This is a genomic window from Plantibacter sp. VKM Ac-2885 (genome assembly GCF_015351205.1).
Classification (GTDB): domain Bacteria; phylum Actinomycetota; class Actinomycetes; order Actinomycetales; family Microbacteriaceae; genus Plantibacter; species Plantibacter auratus.
In genome coordinates this window covers 214,777-231,904 of record NZ_JADKSK010000001.1, presented here as the reverse complement: position 1 = coordinate 231,904, position 17,128 = coordinate 214,777, and the positions used below count along the sequence as shown (strand labels likewise).

Genomic DNA, 17,128 nt, shown 5'->3' with positions numbered 1-17,128 from the left:
GCTCGGCGACATGGGGACAGCTCCCCGTCACCCGGCTCCCCTACGCTGGCCGGGTGAGCGAATCCATCCTGACCCAGAACGTCCTGACCGTCATGAGCTACAACATCCGCACCGCCGTCGCCCAGCCCGGTCACGAGTGGGTGGACCGTGCACCGCTGGTCTCACAGGTCATCGCCCGCAACGCACCCGACCTCCTCGGGCTGCAGGAGGTCCGCGAACACCAGCTGCACGACCTGCTCCCGGGTCTCGCCGAGTACGACTGGTTCGGGCAGGGTCGCGACGGCGGTTCGGCCGGCGAGTACGGGCCGGTGTGCTTCCGCCGCTCGCGGTTCGAACAGCTCGACGCCGGCGAGTTCTGGCTGTCGGACACCCCCGACGAGCCGGGCTCGAACACCTGGCCGTCGCTGCACGCGCGGTTCGTCACCTGGGTCCGACTCCGCGAGCGACGCACCGGCGACGAGCTCGTCTTCGCCAACACCCACCTCGACCACGAGAGCTCACCGCACGGCGACGACGTCCGCACGCGCAGCGCGAAGCTGATCGCCGACCGATTCTCCGGCGTCGACGTCCCCGTCCTCCTCACCGGCGACTTCAACACCGAACGCGGATCGGTGGCGCACGACGCCCTGGCGGACGCCGGGTTCGTCGACCTCTCGCCGGTCGAGAGCGACGGCATCGGCACGTTCCACGGCTACGGACCGCAGCGTCCCGGGAACGCGCGTATCGACTGGGTGCTCGGCCGCTCAGGCAGCGTCGCCCCGCATACCCGACTGGAACCGATCGAAGCCCTCGTCGACGAGCAGGAACCCACGTCGGAGGCGAGCGACCACTTCCCCATCCTCATCCGGGCGCAGCTCACCCACTGACGGCGGCGCGTCTCGGACACACGCTCGAAGTTCGGTGGATCAGGCGTCGGACGCCGTCGGCGCAAGCCGGAGGAGCACCAGCCCGACGATCGACGGGAGGAGGGGCAGCGCCGCACCGAACACCGGGTCCATGCCGGTGAGGAGCGAGCCGCAGAGGGCGCCCGCCACGAGCAGCACGATCGCGCCGATGCGGATGAGGTGGTGGTCGTGGACACCGTCGGCGAGGCTCTGCATGAGACTCGTGAGGGTGCCGGTCACGAAGGTGGTCGTCACGCCTGAGCGTTCGATGCGACGGGCGACGGCCGTCTGCCCCGCCATCGCGAGCGTGGAGAGCGCGATGAGGACGCAGATCACGGGCGTCGTGCGCAGGTCGGAGGACACGATCCATCCGATGAGGACACACGCTTGCGCGACCACCGCACCGCCGAGCACGAGGACGAGCCGGTGCTGCGGCGCCTCCGGGGTCGGTCGGTCAGCGGTGGCGACGAGCCTCGTGAAGCGGAAGGCGAGGAACGTCCCGACGGAGAACAGCAGCACGGCGACCGTCGCCCCGAGCAGCACCTCGCCGAAGTCCGGCCGGCTCGTGAGTCCGGCCAGCACGAAGTTGCCGGTCATGTTCGCGGTGAAGACGCCGCCGAGTTGGAGGAACGCGAAGGCGTCGGTCGCCCCTGCCGCGAACGACAGCACGAGCGCCATCGCCGCGATCATGCCGGCACGCGTCCGACGCCGGGTGGTCGTCAGGGTCGGGTCGGTGCCGCCGGTCTCAGTCACGTGCACATCGTCCCACGCCCGTTCGCCCATCTTCGGGCGAACGGGAGCTCGCTCGCCCCGACATGGGCGAACGGAGCGTCAGGCGAGGAGGTCCGCGAGGAAGGTCAGCTGCGCCTGCTGCTGCACCGGCCCGCCACCCTCGTGCCCGTTGTACGGATAGACGGCGATGTCCTTCTGCGTGCCCGCGTAGTGGTTGAACGCCGCGTACACCGTCGAGGGCGGACACACCGCGTCGCAGAGCGCGACGGAGAACAGCGCGGGGGCGGTCGCGCGGGCGGCGAAGTTCGTCGCGTCGAAGTACGAGAGCGTCCGGAACACCTCCTCCTCGTGGCCGCGTCGGCTGATGAGGTACGTCTTCAGCTCCGCGAAGGGGCTCGCGTCGGTGATCTGCAGGGCACGACGGAAGTGCGACAGGAACGGGACGTCGACGAGCGCCGCCGCGAGTCCCTCGCAGAGCCCAGCCGCGGCGAGCGCGATGCCGCCGCCCTGGCTGCCACCGGCGACGACGACCCGGGCGGGGTCGACCTCCGGGAAGCTGCGCACCACGTCGACGGCGAGCGCCGCGTCCGTGAAGACCCGGCGGTAGTAGTAGGTCTCGGGGCTGTCGAGCCCGGCACTCATCTTGCCGGCGACCTGCGGACCGCTCCCGAACGGGTCGGCGGTCGCGCCAGGCAGGTTCGCGCTCCCCTGACCGCGGGTGTCCATGACGAACACCGCGTAGCCCGCGGACGGGTGCATCGTCCACTGGTGGGCGAGCCCTCGACCGCCGCTGTACCCGATGTAGTGCACGATGCACGGGAGCGGCTCGGTCACGCCGGCCGGTCGGATGAACCAACCCTTGATCGGGTCGCCACCGAACCCGGAGAACGTGACGTCTTCGACGACGAGACCCGTCAGCTCAGGGTTGGATCGTTCACGCACCGTCGGCTGCGCGAGGGCGTGGGCTTCGGCGAGGGTGTCCGTCCAGAACGCGTCGAAGTCCGGCGCCTCCTCGCGGTCGGGCAGGTACTGCTGGAGCTGGGCGAGGGGGAGGTCGAATTGCGCCACTGGTCACCTTCGGTTCGTGAGATCGGATGCGGGAGGACGGGTCAGGAGGACGGGATCGCGGAGATGAGTCCGAGACCGACGCTGATGCGGTCGGCCACCTCGATGAGGTCCTCGGTGAGGACGTCGAGGTCGCGCTCACGCATCAGGCTCAGTCGACCCGAGATGGAGATCGCCGCCACGACTCTGGCGTTCGCGTCGCGGATCGGCGCCGCGATCCCGAGACGACCCAACGCGAGCTCCTGGTCCTCCATGCAGACGCCGCGTTCCCGCGCCGTCGCGAGCTCGGCGGCGAGCGCCGCGTGCTCCGTGACGGTGTTGGCCGTGTAGCGCGGGAGCGGTTCATCACCGAGCAGCGCACGGAGGCCGTCCGCGTCGAGGTCGAGGAGCAGACACTTCCCGAGCGCGGACGCGTGCAACGGCTGGCGCAGCCCGATCATCGAGTGCGACTTCGGGGCGAGGGCTCCCTCGAAGTGGCAGAGGTAGATGAGGCTCGAGCCGTCGAGGACGCCGACGTTGACGCTGAGGCCAATCCGCTGCGCGAGCTCCTGGGCGGGAGCACGCGACTCCCGGTGCACCGGGTTCTGGTTGAGCCCCTCGCTCGCGAGCGCCAGGATGGTCGCGCCGATGGCGTAGGACGGACTGTCGGCCGCCTTCGTCACATAGCCGAGCTCCTCGAGCGTGCCGAGGAGGCGTGCGGTCGTCGAGGTGCCGAGACCGGTCGCACGGGCGATGTCGGAGGCCCGCAACGGTCCGGTGGTCGATGCGCCGAGAACGGCGAGCACGGATGCTGCACGGCCGATGCCCTGCTGGATCTCACCTGCCACGGGTCCTCCACAGTGTCGGTGTCGGTTCGGATGTCCGGCCTCGGAGGCCGTGTTCAGCGTAGCGGTCGGGCTCGGCGTGGCCGGGTGGTGCGCCCGCTCGGCTGCTCGAAGACCTTCACACTCGCGACACTCACGTAAGGCGACCCGTTCGTGGCCGTGACGACGACACGGAGGGCGTCGACCCGCACGGGTTCGACATCGTGGATCCGGTGGCGGTGGCGGTTCCCCTCGACCTCGGCCAACACCGTCCACGTCCCTTCAGCCGCACCCGCCGGTCTCCCCTCGAGCTGGTAGTCGGCGACGAGCTCCGGAACCGCATCGAAGTCGGTGCGGTGGTGGTGCAGGTTGATGAGGTCCACGTCGACGTCGTCGTTGAACACGATCCGGACGGACGCGACCTCGACCGGCTCATCCCAGTGCAGGGTGAGGACCTCGGGCTCGGCGACCAGATCGCGGTTGTCATCGAGTCGCTCCGAGGACCACAGGTGCGGTCCGCCGTAGGGACGTTGGTAGCCGTCGACGATCCGCTCCGGGCGGTACGCCGTGGTGTCCCCACCGACGGTCAGCGCGACGCTCCGGCCGCGCAGCTTCCGCGCGTTCCAGTCGAGGATCGCCTGGTCCTGCTCCTCGGGGATGTGGTCGTCGAACACCTCGTCGGAAGCGTGCTTGGCGATCAGCACGAGGAGCCCGTAGGGGTGGCCTTCAGTGAGGAGCAGGCTGATGTCCGGGTTGGCGCGGACGACGAGCACCGCGTTCTGCTCGATCTCCGGCGTCCATCCGAAGCGGACGGTGGCCGACACGCCGACCCCGGCAGCGATCTCCGCGGCGCCATCAAGGAGGTACTCGACCGGGACGGCGTTCTGACGCTTGCCCGTGCTCCACAGCTCGACGCGGAGGGTGGTGTCGCGTGCGGCGTCGACCAGCAGGGTGATCTGGTCGAGTGACGGAGCGACGGGCACCAGGATCGCGACGTCGCGGTCGAGCGTGAACCGCTCGCCGGAGCCGAGGTGCTCCAGTGTGGAGATCGCGTCGAGCGCGCTCGAGGCGGAGACCGTCGCCCGCCTGGCCAGGTCGTCGGGGTCGTCCGTGGTGATGCCGATGACCGGCGCGTCCTCGCGGAGCAGCGTGCGCTGCAGGAGCGGGAGCGCCTGCCCGGCGAGCTCCCGCGGCGTCAGTCCATCGCGGGCGATGAGCGCCGCAGCCGTCCCCACCGCCTGACCCTGCGTGGCGCAGGTCGCCATGACGCGGGTGGACCCGAACGCGACGTGGGAGGCGGAGATGTTGCGTCCGGCGAACAGCAGGTTGCCGACGTCCCGCGAGTACAGGCTGCGGAAGGGGATCCCGTAGGTGCCGTTGCTGAAGCGCTGTTGCGCACCGGCGGTCTCGGCGTAGACGCCCTCGACAGGGTGCAGGTCGATCGACCACCCTCCGAAGGCCACGGTGTCCTCGAAGTCGACCTGGTCGAGCAGGTCGTTCTGCGTGAGGGTGTGGTCGCCGAGGAGCCGGCGGTACTCACGCTTGCCCGGGATCGATCCGACCCACTCGAGCGTGAGGTTGTCGGCGTCGAACTCGCCGGAGTTCTTGATGTAGTCCCAGATCCCGAAGACGACGCTCCACAGTTCGTCGCGGATCTGCTCGTTCTCAGCGACGGTGTCGAGCTCGCCGCCCCACTCGATCCACCAGTAGTTGCAGCCGTTGTCGCCGGTCCGGATGATCCGGTTGGTGAGGATCGGGGTGTCGCGGATGTCGCGCGCGATGTCAGGGGCGACGAACCGTTCTGGGCGTCCGGCGTCCTTCGTGTAGAAGAAGATCGAGCTGCCGAGGAGTTCGTCGTCCGCCACCTCGGGCGCCCACGGCTCGCCGAGCTCGGCACGGCCCTCTCGCCCGATGCGGGAGGTCGCACCCGCCAGATGACCCACCAGCCCGTCTCCGGTGCAGTCGATGAAGACGGGGGCGATGAACTCGGTCTCGATCTCGCTGCCCATCGTCCATCCGGTGACGGACGTGATCCGTGGCGACGGCGACTCCTCACCGTCCGACGACTCCTCCATCGTGACGATGCGGACGTCGGTGTTGAGGTGCAGCTGCAGGTTCGGCTCGGCGCGCACGAGGTCGAGGACGGTCTGGTCCCAGTAGAACGGGTTGCCCTCCGGATTGCGGTACTGGTTCTCGAGGAAGAGCTCCCCCATGATCCCGGTCTCCCGCGCGAACCGCTGATGGCCGTGCGCGGTCGCTCCGACCACCCACACCCGAACCTCGCTTGACGAGTTGCCACCGAGCACCGGCCGGTTGGTGACGAGCGAGACCCGCGAACCGAGGCGGGCAGCGGCGACGGCTGCTGACACACCCGCGAGGCCACCGCCGATGACGACGACGTCTGCGGTCTGGGTGCGGTGCTGCATGGATGACACTCCTTCGTGATGCGTGATCCTGGAAGCCGTCGAACAGATGGCGACCTCCGGGCGAGTGCCACGCTACCATTCAGCGGTACGACTTTCCCATTCAGTGGGTAAGATTCTTCGGCAGGTGAACCTCGAAGCACCCCGACAACGATGTGAGGACCGATGGACGAAAGCAGGACCCAGGCTGCAGCCCTGGCTGAAGCCGCCGCGCACAGCGCACAGACCCCCTACGACGACGCGGAGCGATCACGCCGCATGCGGAAGGTCATCTGGGCCGCCGGAGCAGGTCACTTCGTCGAATGGTTCGACTTCGGCCTCTACGGCACGCTCGCGACCGTCATCAGCCTCAACTTCTTCCAGCAGGGCAACACGCAGGCGGCCCTCCTGTCCGCATTCGCGGTGTTCGGCGCCGGCTTCGTGATGCGCCCCCTCGGTGGCCTCTTCTGGGGCTCGCTCGGTGATCGCATCGGCCGGAAGACCGTCCTCGCCACGGTGATCCTCGTGACGTCCGGAGCGACGGTCGTGATGGGCCTCCTGCCGACGTTCGACCTCGTCGGCCTCTGGGCGCCGATCCTGCTCGTGATCGTGCGGCTCGTGCAGGGCTTCGCCGCCGGGGGCGAGAGCTCGGGTGCCACGACGCTGCTCGCCGAGTACGCCCCGTCCAACCGACGCGGCTTCGTGACGAGCTTCATCGACGTGTTCGGGTTCGCCGCCTTCGTGGTCGGTGCCGGCCTCGTCCTGCTGTTCACGTCGACACTCGGCGCAGACGCGCTCAACGAGTGGGGCTGGCGTGCGCTGTTCTTCCTCGCCCTGCCGCTCGGCCTCGCGGGCCTCTACCTGCGGAACAAGCTCGAGGACACCCCGGAGTTCCAGGCGATCCAGGCCAAGGGGGCCGTGTCGAAGTCACCGTTGCGGACCTCGTTGCGCACGTCCTGGAAGGCGCTGCTCTTCTGCGTCGGCTTCGTCGTGATCAAGGCCGTCGGCCACTGGATCCTCCAGACCTTCATGCCGTCGTACCTGCAGACCGACCTCGGCTACTCGCAGCCACTCAGCTACGGGGTCACCGTGCTCGGGCTGCTCGCGATCGCGATCCTCGTCCCGTTCATGGGCCTGCTGAGCGACCGCATCGGCCGGAAGCCGGTGATGATCGCCGGTTGCGTCGGGTTCCTGGTCCTCACCTACCCGACGCTGATGCTCATGAGCGCCGGCAACTTCGCGGCCGCGGCCATCGCCATGGTGATCCTCGGCGTGTTCATGGCCGCATACGACGGCGCGTCGAGTGCCGCGATGGCCGAGCTGTTCCCGACCAGCATCCGTTACGGCTCGATGGCGATCGCGTACAACCTGTCGGTCGCCGTGTTTGGTGGGATCACGCCCTACTTCGCGACGTTCCTGATCGCCTCGACGGGTAACCGGTTCGCGCCCGCGTTCTACGTGATGGCGGCCGCGCTCATCACCTTGATCGTCGTGCTGCGGGCCCGCGAGACGGCCAAGCTGCCGCTCCCGCGCTGAGCGACCCGGACGAACGCCGGCGTCGACCAGAGGGGTCGACCAGAGGGGTCGACGCCGGCGTTTGTCGTGCGGGTCCGACTCAGCGGGCGAAGTCGCGGAGGTCGAGGTCGGGATCCTCGAGCACGTCCGAGGTCTCGATGGAATCGCGTGGCTCGTAGGCCGTCGTGGACGGACGGATGTCGTCGAGGTAGCCCTGCAGGCGCGATTCGGCCTCACTGAAGTCCGGTACGTCCTGATCCCAGGCGTGCGGCACGGACAGCACGTCGTTGCCGAGACCGATCACGAGCTGGGCTGATGCGTCTTCGACGTCGGAGTCCACGACGATCGGAATGGTGACCGCTTCAGCGCGTCCGCGCTTCGCGAGCTCCGCCGTCAGTTCGACCAGCAGGGCCGCGACCTCGTCGGTCGTCACAACGTTCTCACCCGCGTATGTAATGCATCGCATGCATCAACCCTGCCGGATCAGGCCTGGAACCTCAGGCCCCTTGACACCCGGTGGGGCCGGATGACTAGGCAGCTCCGAGGCCGGACTCGGTCGAGGACGACCGGCGGCGGCTGGTCCGCCACGCTCGCCACGCTCCCGTCGACCAGAGCGCCCAGACGACGAGAAGCGGTTGGAACACCAGTCGGACACCGCGTGCGAGATCACTGTCGAGCCCGAAGGCGTCGGTGCCGCGGACGAACTGCTCGATGTTGCCGGGGAACACCGCGACGAAGAACGCGGCGACGATCCAACCGACGGCGACGCGGTACCGGGCGAGAAGGATCAGCGAGAGGCCGAGCAGGATCTCGACGACTCCCGACGCCACGACGACCACGTCGACCGGCAGGGGCAACCACTGCGGCACCTGGGCGACGAACGACTGCCGCGCGAAGGTGAGGTGGCCGACGCCGGCGAAGACGAGGGCCGCTCCGAGGAGCCAGCGGGCGAGTGTGCGGACGAACTCCATCTCAGCTCGCAGCCGTCACGGCGTACTTGAAGCCGCGGTGCGAGCCGACGAAGCCGAGTCGTTCGTAGAAGCGGTGGGCGTCGACTCGGGCCTCGTCGGAGGTCAACTGCACGATCGACGAACCGGTCGCCGGAGCGGCGACGTCCGTCACCCAGCGCATCATGGCCGATCCGACACCACCGGAGCGCAGGCTCGATGACACACGCACCGCTTCGACCAGCAGCCGTGTCGATCCGCGACGGGCCATCCCGGGGATGCGGGTCAGCTGCATCGTCGCGATGACGGCCTCCGCCGCGTCGACGACCAGCAGGATCTCGTTCGCCGGATCGTCGATGAGGTCCGCGAGCGCACGCTCGTAGGCGGGGAGATCGCTCTCCTGGGCCTGGTCACCACGGGACGCGCTGATCGGGTCGTCGGCGAGGAGCGCCATCAGCGCGTCGAGGTCGGCGAGGGTGGCCCGGCGAAGCAGCAGTTCCTGTCCCGGCGTGGTGAGGGTGGTGGGGAGCGTGAGCGCGGCGATCATCGTTCCACCCTCTCACCTCTCGCTGGCAGCTCCTGCCACCGCGAGCGCGACCGACCGGAGTGCGTGCGCCCTCGTCGCCGCGTACGACTCCTCCAGCACGGCTTCGAGCCCCGGGTACTCGGTGTGCCCGGCGGGGAGGACACTCAGCTCGAGGTCCTCGAGAGCGTTGGCGACGGCGAACTGCCCGGGTGGTGGCACGTGTCCGTCCCAGAGCGCGGCCTCCACCCGCACCGGCACGTGGATGAACCCCGCGGCCGTCGAGGCGTCGAAGAACCGCAGGACCTCGCGCACCTCCGGGTGCTCGGCGACGTGGTGTCGCACACGCTCCCCGCTCCCCTCGCACGGCAGGCGCAGACGCAGGTCGTACTGACCGAAGCTCGGCACCACGAGCGTCGCTCCGACGAAGCGGTCGTCCCACGGCAGGGCGAGCGCACCGATCCCACCGCCGAAGCTCTCACCGACGAAGTAGAGCGGGAGCGGTCCGACGACGTCGAGCAGCGCCGACGCCGCGTGCCAGAGGTCGACGGCACAGCGGCCGAGCGCGTACCGCTCGACGCTGTCGATGCCGAACAGGACATGCCCGTCCTCCGGTGTCGGCGCTCCGAGTCCCGCGTTGAAGACGCCCTGGCCGCGTGCGATCGGGAAGATGACGGCGGCCTCGTCCGGGACGCGGGACCAGTCCGGCGCGTCCCGCCCGCCGTAGCCGTGCCCGTGCACCATCCCGAAGCGCGCCTGCCCGTCCGCCGGCGTGGCGAGCCATCCGCGGAGGCGAAGGCCATCGGCGACCGTGTGCTCGACGACGAAGACCTCGTGGGCACCCTGTCGGCCGATCGGGGTCAAGACCGGATCCGGAGACACCTCACGTGCCGCCGCGTACCACCCGCGCCACAGCTCCTCGAATCCGGCCGGCGGCACGACCGGTTCGATCGCCAGGAGCGCCTCGAGGTCGTAGCCGTAGGTGCCGTCGCGAACCTCGTCGCCGAACCAGTCCCGATGTCGTACCTCACACATGCGTTGTCCGCCTCCGTCTCGTCGTCGTGGATCGCCGGTACCGAGGTTCGCCGTGCGCGCGTGCCAGACTGGCAACCGGGTCGAAGGAGGACGCTGTGCTCGGTGCGGAACGCAGATCGCAGATCATGTCGGAGGTGCGCCGCAACGGTGCGGCGAGCGTCGTCGACCTCGCGACCGCACTCGGCGTCAGCGAGATGACCGTGCGACGCGACATCGAGCAACTCGCGACGGAAGGCCTCGTCGACCGCGTCCGTGGTGGCGCCACCACGCCCCGCCTGCCCGACCGTGCCGAGCTGGGCTTTCCCAACCAGGCACGCCGACTGCTGGCCGAGAAGCGCGCCATCGCCCGTCGCGCGGCCATCCTCGTCGAGCCCGGCATGTCGGTCGGCCTGTCCGGCGGGACCACCACCTGGACCCTCGCCCAGGAGCTGCGAGCCATCCCGGAGCTCACCATCGTCACGAACTCCCTCCCGGTGGCCGACGTGTTCGCACGGCCCGACCGCGCCGACGAGCCGTACACCCAGACGGTCGTGCTGACCGGCGGCGTCCGCACCCCCTCGGACGCCCTGGTCGGTCCGGTCGCCGTGCGCGCGATCGAGTCCCTGCACTGCGACGTCGTCTTCCTCGGCGTCCGCGGGATCGACCTGCAAGCGGGACTGACGACCTCGAACCTCCTCGAGGCCGAGACCAACCGGGCGTTCGTCGGGGCCGGGCGCCGCTCCGTCGTCCTCGCCGACCACTCGAAGTGGGGCGCCGTGGGGCTGACGACGATCGTCGACCTCCGCGAGGTGGACCACCTCGTCATGGACGACGACGTGTCCGAGGACGTCGAGACCACGCTGCGCGCGCAGTTCGGCGAGGTCTGGCTCGCCCCGGTCGCCTCCGCTTCGGTGGACGACGACCGTATGGACGCCTGACCGCGACACGTCCAGCACCCCGGCACAGCGGAGCGCCGGCCTGCCCTGCCGCTCATGGACCTCAGCGTGCCGTGCTGTCGCGCACGACGATCCGCGCGTCGACGACCACGTGCCGGACCGGGGTGTCGGCACCGGGCGGGGCGGCGATCTGGCGTTCGAGCTCGGTGAAGGCCGCGCGCACGATCGCGTCGTAGTCGGGAGCGACCGTCGTGAGTGACGGGGTCGAGAACTGGGCGGCGTGGACGTCGTCGATGCCGATCACCGCGACCTCCTCGGGCACCCGTCGGCCGGCTTCGTGGAGGCCCGCGAGCACGCCGAAGGCGATCGAGTCGTTGGAGCAGACGACGCCGTCGAGCTCGACGCCCTCGGCGGTCATCCGACGCATCACGCGGCGTCCCTCTTCGGGGGTGAACGCGTCGACGTGCCCGATGAGCGAGGGCTCTTGCGCGAGCCCGAGCCGCGCGACCACGTCCCGATACCCGGCGTACCGCTGATCCGCCGCGTCGGACGGACGTTCGTCCCTGGGCCCGATGAACGCGATACGAGAGCAGCCGGCCTCGGCGAGGTGCGTCGTCGCGGCGTCGGCGGCCGCCCGGTTGTCGATGGAGATGTGCGTGAACGGGCTCACCTGGATGTGCTCGCCGAGGAGCACCAGGGGCCCCGGGGAGGTCCGCCGCGTGAGGTCGCCGACCGTCAGCGAGCGGGGGATGTGGATGAGTCCGTCCGTGAGCGGCAGGCCCACCCCGTTGGCGATGTCGACCTCGCGGTCGTGGTCGCCCTCGGTGTGCTGGATGAGGATCGACAGTCCGCGCTCGTCGGCGCCGCGGACGAGGAGCGTCGTGAGCTCCGCGAAGTACGGTTCGTCGAGGTTCGGGACGGCGAGCGCCACCATGCCCGTGCGCGAACGGCGCGGTACCGGTGCCGACCGCTGGGAGCCGAAGGCGGCGTCCGACATGGTGCTGCTCCTCACTGCTGACCGGGTGGATCCCGGCCGCTCGGGACCGTTGCGGTCCCGACTGAGCACAACGCTATCCCGGGACATCGTCGTTCCTCGCGGATTCGGTGGCCGGTGCCGCGATCGCCTCGATCTCGAAGACCCGCGCGACGTCGGTCGCCGAGGCGGACGGGTCGGTGATGAGGAGGCGCACCGCGTCGACCACGAGTCCGTCCACGGACGCGGTGACGGTGCCTGCGGCGTTGTCGTCGAACCGTCCGACCTCGACCCAGGCACCGCCCGTCCGGATCTCGATCGTGAAGTCACGGAGCACCGAATCGGTCGAGGCTCCCCCGGCGTAGCCGCTCTTGACCCTGACCTCGGCGAGCGCCGTCGGGGTCTGCCAGGCGGCCGTGATCGTGGGTGCAGTGTCGCCGACCGCGGAGATCCAGCGACTCGCGTCCGTGCACACGCCGTCGACGGCGAGTGCCCCGCCGGTGTCGGCTCGCAGCGCGGAGGAGGCCGTCACGGTGGCTCCGAGCGCGACGTTCGTCCCGCCGAGCTCGCCTCGGAGTCCGGACACGATGTCGGCGAGCGTGGTGCCGCCGGTCTCCGCGGCCGTACCGCGGGGGATCGAGGCCCAACGCAAGGTCCCGCGGGTGGTCTCGCTGACCGGCGCCGTCAGATAGAGGACGTCCGTCCCGCTCGCGGTCTCCGCTCGCAGCCGCTGCGGGCCGGACGCCGGATCACCCACCGCACGAGCCGCCCAGCCCGAGTCGGCTCCCCCGCGCTCGAGTCGGACCACCTGGCTGCGGTTCTCGCCGCACACCTGCACGGCGAGGACCGCGTACACGCGGTCGACACCACCGGCGCTCGTCGTGTCGATGCCAGCGACCGTCGAGACGCCCGAACCGAGCGCGGAGACGTCGATGAGCGACTCGTCGCTCCAGGCTCCGCCGTCCCATGAGGCGTAGCGGACGTCGTATGCGGTCTCGTCGGCTTCGACGAACCGGTAGACGATCCCCGCGAGCGCCGTGCCATCGAGGGCGAGTTTCGCGGTCTGCAGCGCCGGCGTGTAGCTGCCGATGGCCTCACCGGCACCGAAGGGGCGCCAGACGACGGATCCCGGGGTGGTCGGGGTGATCGGTCCGGTGAGCGCTGTCCCCGCGACGTCGGCGAAGGAACCGTCGGACGGGTCGTACGTCGCGTACGACCCGAGGTGCCGCGCCGGGTCCGCCGGGAATGGGCCCCATTCCCACAGCACGTGGACGCGGCCGTCGGCGTCCACCTCGAGGTCGTCGGGATAGAAGGAGTAGCCGGTCGCTGCGGCGACCACCGCTTCGCGTTCCCAGACACCGGTGTCGAGGTCGTACCGATAGAGCCGCCCCTCACGTCGTCCTTGTGCGTCCGTCCCGACGCGCACGAGTACCCAGGCGTCGCCGTCCGGCCCGCGCGCCGTCACCGGATAGGTGATCGCCGCGTCGAGGTCGGGCATGGACGACGTCGTCTCCACGAGCGAGGTGACGTCGCCGGGTGCACTGGACCGGAACACGTTCCACTGCTCGTTGTGCATCGACACGAAGGCGTGGATGATGCCGTCGCCGTCGACCACGATCGACGGCTGGTTGTGACCGTTGTCGTCGGTGAAGGTCACGCAGGCACCGCCGGCCGTCGAGCGCAGGCACCCTTCGGTCCATGTCCCGTCCGCGCCCCGCGAGGCCAGGTGCACCTCGTGCTTGGACGCGGTGGACGCCGGCGCGTTGAAGGCGAAGTAGGAGACACCGTCGACGACGTCGAGCGGTCGCCACCAGCCGGCCTGGTTCGACGTGTCGACGGTGACGGGCACGGTCTCGACCGAGTCGGTCACCGTACTCGCACCCTCGTCGCTCCGCACTGGTCCTCCTGGAGCGGCGACCGCCGGCGCCGTCACCCCCAGCGCGAGGACCGTGAGTGCGGCCGCGGCGAGCGCGCGGACGGTGTTCGATGAGCTGCGTCGCATGGTTCCCCCGGTGCCGGTCACGATCGTCCGATCCGCGGCTCAGCCGACGAGCTTCTGCGCGGCTGCCCCGGCGGCCTTCATGGCTTCAGCGGGCTTCTCCTGGCCGACGAGGACCGCCTGCACCTTCTCCGCGATCTTCGTCTCGATCTGCGAGTACTGGACGAACTTCCAGAACGGGTTCGTCGAGCTCGTCTTGGTGATCCGGTCGCTGAAGTTCGTGGCGAACGAGTCGTTCTTCACGGCGTCGGAGTTGAGCGCGTCCTCGGTCGCCGGCGGCAGACCACGGGCAGCGAAGTCCTCGAGCACGGTCTCCGGGTCGGACGTGACCCACTGGGCGAAGTCCGCTGCGGTGCCGGCGGCCGGACCGTCGACCACGGCGAGCGCCCCGCCCCACACGAGCGCACGGGGCGTGTCCCCCTGCTTGAGGACCGGCCGGGAGACCGGCTGCAGCTTGCTCGCGAAGTCGGGGTCGGGTGATTCGCCGGTCACGGCGCTCCGTCCGACGATCGCGTCGTCGTAGATCGCGGTGCGTCCCTGCGCGAACAATGAGCGTGCGTCGAAGCGGTCGACGTCTGCTGCGATGAGGCCCTGGTCGTACAGGCTCTTGTACCAGGTGACCGCCTCGATGCTCGCGTCGTCGCCGATCGTGACGGTGTCCCCGTCGACCAGCGGACTGCCGAAGGTCTGCATCCAGATGAGGATGTCCTTCAGCTGCGCGGCCTTCGTCGACGCCGCGTAGGGGATCATGCCGTTGCCGAGGCCCTTGAGCTGCTTGAGTGAGCCCTCGAACTCGTCGATCGTCGTGGGGAACTCGCCGATGCCGGCCTGGTCGAGGATCGCCTGGTTGGTGACGAGGCCGATCGCGCCGATCGTCCACGGGAGGCCGTACTGCACGCCGTCGAACGACGCGGCCGTGAGTCCCGCCTTCGTGTAGCCACGTCCTTCGGTCAACCCGGACACGTCCTGCAGCTTGCCGAGGCTCGCGAGCGAACCGAGCCAGGCGACGTCGACGTGGGCGACGCCGGAGAACTGCCCGCCGCGCACCTGCAGCATGAGCTGGTTGATGTACTCGTTGTAGGGGAAGGAGACCTCGCCGACGTCGATCTTGGCCTTGCCCTCGTATTTCTGCAGGAGGCTCTGGATGGCGGGTGCCGAAGCCTTCTCGGTGAGCGACCAGCTCGCGAAGTCGAAGTCGGTCGCGGTTCCGCCGGCGGTCGCCTTCGGGATGGAGCCGGCTCCTGGGGCGGCTCCGGTCGGGGCGCACCCTGCGAGGGTGGCCGCGGCGACGCCGATGCCGAGGAACTGCAGGGCGCGGCGGCGGGTGATGACGGTCTGCTGTGCGGCGGTGGCGAAGGACGGGGTGGTGTGGGACATGGCTCCTCCTCGAGCGTGATCCTGGTGGGACGTGTCTGGGTTGGTGGAACGGATTGTGGGGAGGCCCGGCCGCGGGCCGGTTCGGGGTGCTGCGCTCAGCCCTTCACGGCACCGGCGGTCAGTCCGCCGACGAGGTGACGCTGCAGGGCCATGAACGCGATCGCCACGGGTAGGGAGACGACGAGCGATGCGGCCATGAGCTCGGGCCAGGCCGTGGCGGCCTCGCCGACGAAGGTGTTCACGAGGCCGGGCGGGAGCGTCTGCTTGTCGGGACCCGCCAGGGTGAGCGCGAAGATGAAGTCGTTCCACCCGCGGACGAAGGCGAACAGGCCCGCGGCGACCAGGCCGGGTGCGGACAGCGGCAGCACGATGGAGTGGATGATCCGCAGTCGAGACGCCCCGTCGACGCGAGCCGCCTCGATGAGTTCGTCCGGGATCGTGTCGAAGAACCCCTTCAGCATCCAGACGCACAGCGGCAGGGTGAACGTCGTGAACGAGAGCACCAGCGCCGCATAGGTGTTCAGGAGTCCGTAGGCGCTGAACACCGAGTACAGGGTGATCAGCAGCAACGCCTGCGGGAACATCTGCGAGGCGAGCACGAAGTACATGAGGGATCGACGCCCGCGGTAGCGGAACTTCGAGAACGAGTAGCCCATGTAGGCCGAGACGATCACGGACAGCAGGGCGGTGATGACGGACACGATGATGCTGTTCCGCAGGTAGCCGAACAGGTCCGGGTTCGATGCGAGGGCGGTGTAGGCCTCGAAGCTGATCTCCGTGGGGAAGAGCTTCGGTGGGTAGGAGAAGACCTGGGCTCGCGGGGTCAGCGAGGTGGCCAGCAACCAGTACACCGGCAGCAGCCCGAAGCCGCCGCAGACGATCACCGCGACCCAAGCGCTGATCCGGACCGCCCGGCTCTCCGAGCGGAAGAGCGACGGTCGGCGTCGCAGCGTGCCGAGCTCGGTCGCGACGAACGGCGGTTGCGGGTCCGGTGTGGTGTCCTGCGGTGCAAGCGGGGCGGTGGAGACGCTCATTTCTGCTCGCCTTTCTCCGAGAATCGGACGTAGACGACGACGAGCGCCATCAGGAGGATGAGCCAGAGCAGTCCGAGGGCGCCCGCGTGGCCGAGGTCGAAGCCGCGGAAGGCGGTCTCGTAGACGGCGGTGGCGAAGGTCTGGGTGCTCCCGGCCGGACCGCCGCCCGTCAGGACGTAGATGATGTCGAAGTGCTGGAAGTTCCAGATGAACTCGAGCAGCAGGACGAGGCCGATGATGCCCTTCAGCTGCGGGACCGTGATCGAGAAGAAGCGTCGGATGGTCCCGGCGCCGTCCATCTCGGCCGCCTCATGGAGTTCCTGTGGCACGGTCTGCAGGCCGGCGAGCAGCATGACCATGATCCAGGGGAAGGACTGCCAGGTCTTGGCGACGATCACGGCGAACATCGCCGTCTGCGGTTGGGCGAGCCAGGCCTGCGCGTCGACCCCGAACAGGCCGAGGACGGCGTTCGCCACCCCGTAGTTCGCGTTGAAGATCCACATCCAGAGGAACGACACGACGACACCCGGAACGAGCCAGGGGATCAGCATGAGTCCGCGCAGCATCTTGGCACCGCGGATGCGCGTGTTGAGCGCGAGGGCGAGCGCGAAGCCGATGATGAAGGGGGCGATGGTCGTCCCGAGGGTGAAGACCATGGTCTGCCCGAGCAGCTTGAGGAAGTCACCCTGGAGCACGTCGATGATGTTCTGGAATCCGACGAACTCGCGTCCGGGGACGACCAGGCTCTGCTTGAAGAACGCCGTGACGAGCGCGGTCAGCAGCGGATAGGCGACGACCGCCACCAGGAGCGCGAGCCCCGGGAGGACGAGGACGAACGCGAACATCCCGTCCGGCATCCGTCTTGGTTTGTTCGAAACTGTATCTAACTGTGAAGTCGTCATACTCACATCCTTGTGAGGAGCATTCCGCTGCATGCGGGGCCTCCTGGGGCGGCGGCGCTCTT

Annotated in this window: 16 protein-coding genes; 3 read left to right on the top strand and 13 right to left on the bottom strand. The window is 69.4% G+C overall.

The window, feature by feature from the left end:
• The first annotated feature begins 53 nt into the window (after positions 1-53).
• Positions 54-866: an endonuclease/exonuclease/phosphatase family protein gene (locus tag ITJ66_RS01140; protein WP_194642925.1), complete on the top strand. Its 813-nt coding sequence runs from the start codon at positions 54-56 to the stop codon at positions 864-866.
• A gap of 39 nt (positions 867-905) precedes the next feature.
• On the opposite strand, the gene ITJ66_RS01135 is transcribed toward ITJ66_RS01140, so the two are convergent.
• The 4 genes from ITJ66_RS01135 to ITJ66_RS01120 form a co-directional block, all read right to left on the bottom strand.
• Complete coding sequence (locus tag ITJ66_RS01135; RefSeq protein ID WP_194642923.1) at positions 906-1,637, bottom strand: YoaK family protein; 732 nt, start codon at positions 1,635-1,637, stop codon at positions 906-908.
• A gap of 78 nt (positions 1,638-1,715) precedes the next feature.
• Positions 1,716-2,684 (bottom strand): alpha/beta fold hydrolase, encoded by a 969-nt coding sequence (locus ITJ66_RS01130; RefSeq protein ID WP_194642921.1) that lies wholly within the window; start codon positions 2,682-2,684, stop codon positions 1,716-1,718.
• A 41-nt stretch (positions 2,685-2,725) separates the two neighbouring features.
• Positions 2,726-3,508 carry an IclR family transcriptional regulator gene (locus ITJ66_RS01125; RefSeq protein WP_194642919.1) on the bottom strand — a complete coding sequence of 261 codons (783 nt, stop codon included), beginning with the start codon at positions 3,506-3,508 and terminating at the stop codon, positions 2,726-2,728.
• 53 nt (positions 3,509-3,561) lie between these two features.
• Positions 3,562-5,910: an FAD-dependent oxidoreductase gene (locus tag ITJ66_RS01120; RefSeq protein WP_194642917.1), complete on the bottom strand. Its 2,349-nt coding sequence runs from the start codon at positions 5,908-5,910 to the stop codon at positions 3,562-3,564.
• A 162-nt stretch (positions 5,911-6,072) separates the two neighbouring features.
• Between ITJ66_RS01120 and ITJ66_RS01115 the strand changes: the two genes are divergently transcribed.
• The gene (locus ITJ66_RS01115) at positions 6,073-7,422 is read left to right on the top strand and encodes an MFS transporter (RefSeq protein WP_194642915.1); all 1,350 of its coding nucleotides are present in this window, start codon (positions 6,073-6,075) and stop codon (positions 7,420-7,422) included.
• A 79-nt stretch (positions 7,423-7,501) separates the two neighbouring features.
• On the opposite strand, the gene ITJ66_RS01110 is transcribed toward ITJ66_RS01115, so the two are convergent.
• The 4 genes from ITJ66_RS01110 to ITJ66_RS01095 form a co-directional block, all read right to left on the bottom strand.
• Entirely contained in the window at positions 7,502-7,867 is a 366-nt protein-coding gene (locus tag ITJ66_RS01110) for a hypothetical protein (RefSeq protein ID WP_192018882.1), read from the bottom strand.
• A gap of 64 nt (positions 7,868-7,931) precedes the next feature.
• Positions 7,932-8,372, bottom strand: coding sequence for a hypothetical protein (locus tag ITJ66_RS01105; protein ID WP_194642913.1), 441 nt, complete (start codon positions 8,370-8,372; stop codon positions 7,932-7,934).
• A gap of 1 nt (position 8,373) precedes the next feature.
• On the bottom strand, positions 8,374-8,895 hold the full coding sequence (locus ITJ66_RS01100) for a GNAT family N-acetyltransferase (RefSeq protein ID WP_194642911.1): 522 nt from the start codon (positions 8,893-8,895) through the stop codon (positions 8,374-8,376).
• Positions 8,896-8,907: 12 nt separating this feature from the next.
• Entirely contained in the window at positions 8,908-9,906 is a 999-nt protein-coding gene (locus ITJ66_RS01095; RefSeq protein WP_194642909.1) for an acetylxylan esterase, read from the bottom strand.
• 95 nt (positions 9,907-10,001) lie between these two features.
• Between ITJ66_RS01095 and ITJ66_RS01090 the strand changes: the two genes are divergently transcribed.
• Entirely contained in the window at positions 10,002-10,823 is an 822-nt protein-coding gene (locus ITJ66_RS01090) for a DeoR/GlpR family DNA-binding transcription regulator (RefSeq protein WP_191939973.1), read from the top strand.
• Between the two features lie 61 nt (positions 10,824-10,884).
• Here the strand turns inward: ITJ66_RS01090 and ITJ66_RS01085 are convergent, their stop codons facing one another.
• From ITJ66_RS01085 to ITJ66_RS01065, 5 genes are all read right to left on the bottom strand, one after another.
• Positions 10,885-11,778 (bottom strand): LacI family DNA-binding transcriptional regulator, encoded by an 894-nt coding sequence (locus tag ITJ66_RS01085; RefSeq protein WP_194642907.1) that lies wholly within the window; start codon positions 11,776-11,778, stop codon positions 10,885-10,887.
• Positions 11,779-11,851: 73 nt separating this feature from the next.
• Positions 11,852-13,756, bottom strand: a complete 1,905-nt coding sequence (locus ITJ66_RS01080) for a BNR-4 repeat-containing protein (RefSeq protein ID WP_194642905.1) — start codon at positions 13,754-13,756, stop codon at positions 11,852-11,854.
• A gap of 39 nt (positions 13,757-13,795) precedes the next feature.
• A complete protein-coding gene (locus ITJ66_RS01075) occupies positions 13,796-15,130 on the bottom strand; it encodes an ABC transporter substrate-binding protein (RefSeq protein WP_194642903.1) in 1,335 nt (444 codons plus the stop codon).
• A gap of 95 nt (positions 15,131-15,225) precedes the next feature.
• Complete coding sequence (locus tag ITJ66_RS01070; protein WP_228501415.1) at positions 15,226-16,164, bottom strand: carbohydrate ABC transporter permease; 939 nt, start codon at positions 16,162-16,164, stop codon at positions 15,226-15,228.
• Positions 16,161-17,066 carry a carbohydrate ABC transporter permease gene (locus tag ITJ66_RS01065; protein ID WP_228501413.1) on the bottom strand — a complete coding sequence of 302 codons (906 nt, stop codon included), beginning with the start codon at positions 17,064-17,066 and terminating at the stop codon, positions 16,161-16,163. Before ITJ66_RS01065 ends, ITJ66_RS01070 begins: the two co-directional genes overlap by 4 nt.
• Positions 17,067-17,128 lie beyond the last annotated feature (62 nt).

Excerpts from the sequence above, each read along its gene's own strand:
- ITJ66_RS01105 (WP_194642913.1), bottom strand. The coding sequence starts at position 8,372 with ATGGAGTTCGTCCGCACACTCGCCCGCTGGCTCCTCGGAGCGGCCCTC.
- ITJ66_RS01115 (WP_194642915.1), top strand. The coding sequence starts at position 6,073 with ATGGACGAAAGCAGGACCCAGGCTGCAGCCCTGGCTGAAGCCGCCGCG.
- ITJ66_RS01070 (WP_228501415.1), bottom strand. The coding sequence starts at position 16,164 with ATGAGCGTCTCCACCGCCCCGCTTGCACCGCAGGACACCACACCGGAC.
- ITJ66_RS01100 (WP_194642911.1), bottom strand. The coding sequence starts at position 8,895 with ATGATCGCCGCGCTCACGCTCCCCACCACCCTCACCACGCCGGGACAG.
- ITJ66_RS01085 (WP_194642907.1), bottom strand. The coding sequence starts at position 11,778 with ATGTCGGACGCCGCCTTCGGCTCCCAGCGGTCGGCACCGGTACCGCGC.
- ITJ66_RS01110 (WP_192018882.1), bottom strand. The coding sequence starts at position 7,867 with ATGCGATGCATTACATACGCGGGTGAGAACGTTGTGACGACCGACGAG.
- ITJ66_RS01120 (WP_194642917.1), bottom strand. The coding sequence starts at position 5,910 with ATGCAGCACCGCACCCAGACCGCAGACGTCGTCGTCATCGGCGGTGGC.
- ITJ66_RS01095 (WP_194642909.1), bottom strand. The coding sequence starts at position 9,906 with ATGTGTGAGGTACGACATCGGGACTGGTTCGGCGACGAGGTTCGCGAC.
- ITJ66_RS01075 (WP_194642903.1), bottom strand. The coding sequence starts at position 15,130 with ATGTCCCACACCACCCCGTCCTTCGCCACCGCCGCACAGCAGACCGTC.
- ITJ66_RS01080 (WP_194642905.1), bottom strand. The coding sequence starts at position 13,756 with ATGCGACGCAGCTCATCGAACACCGTCCGCGCGCTCGCCGCGGCCGCA.
- ITJ66_RS01065 (WP_228501413.1), bottom strand. The coding sequence starts at position 17,066 with ATGACGACTTCACAGTTAGATACAGTTTCGAACAAACCAAGACGGATG.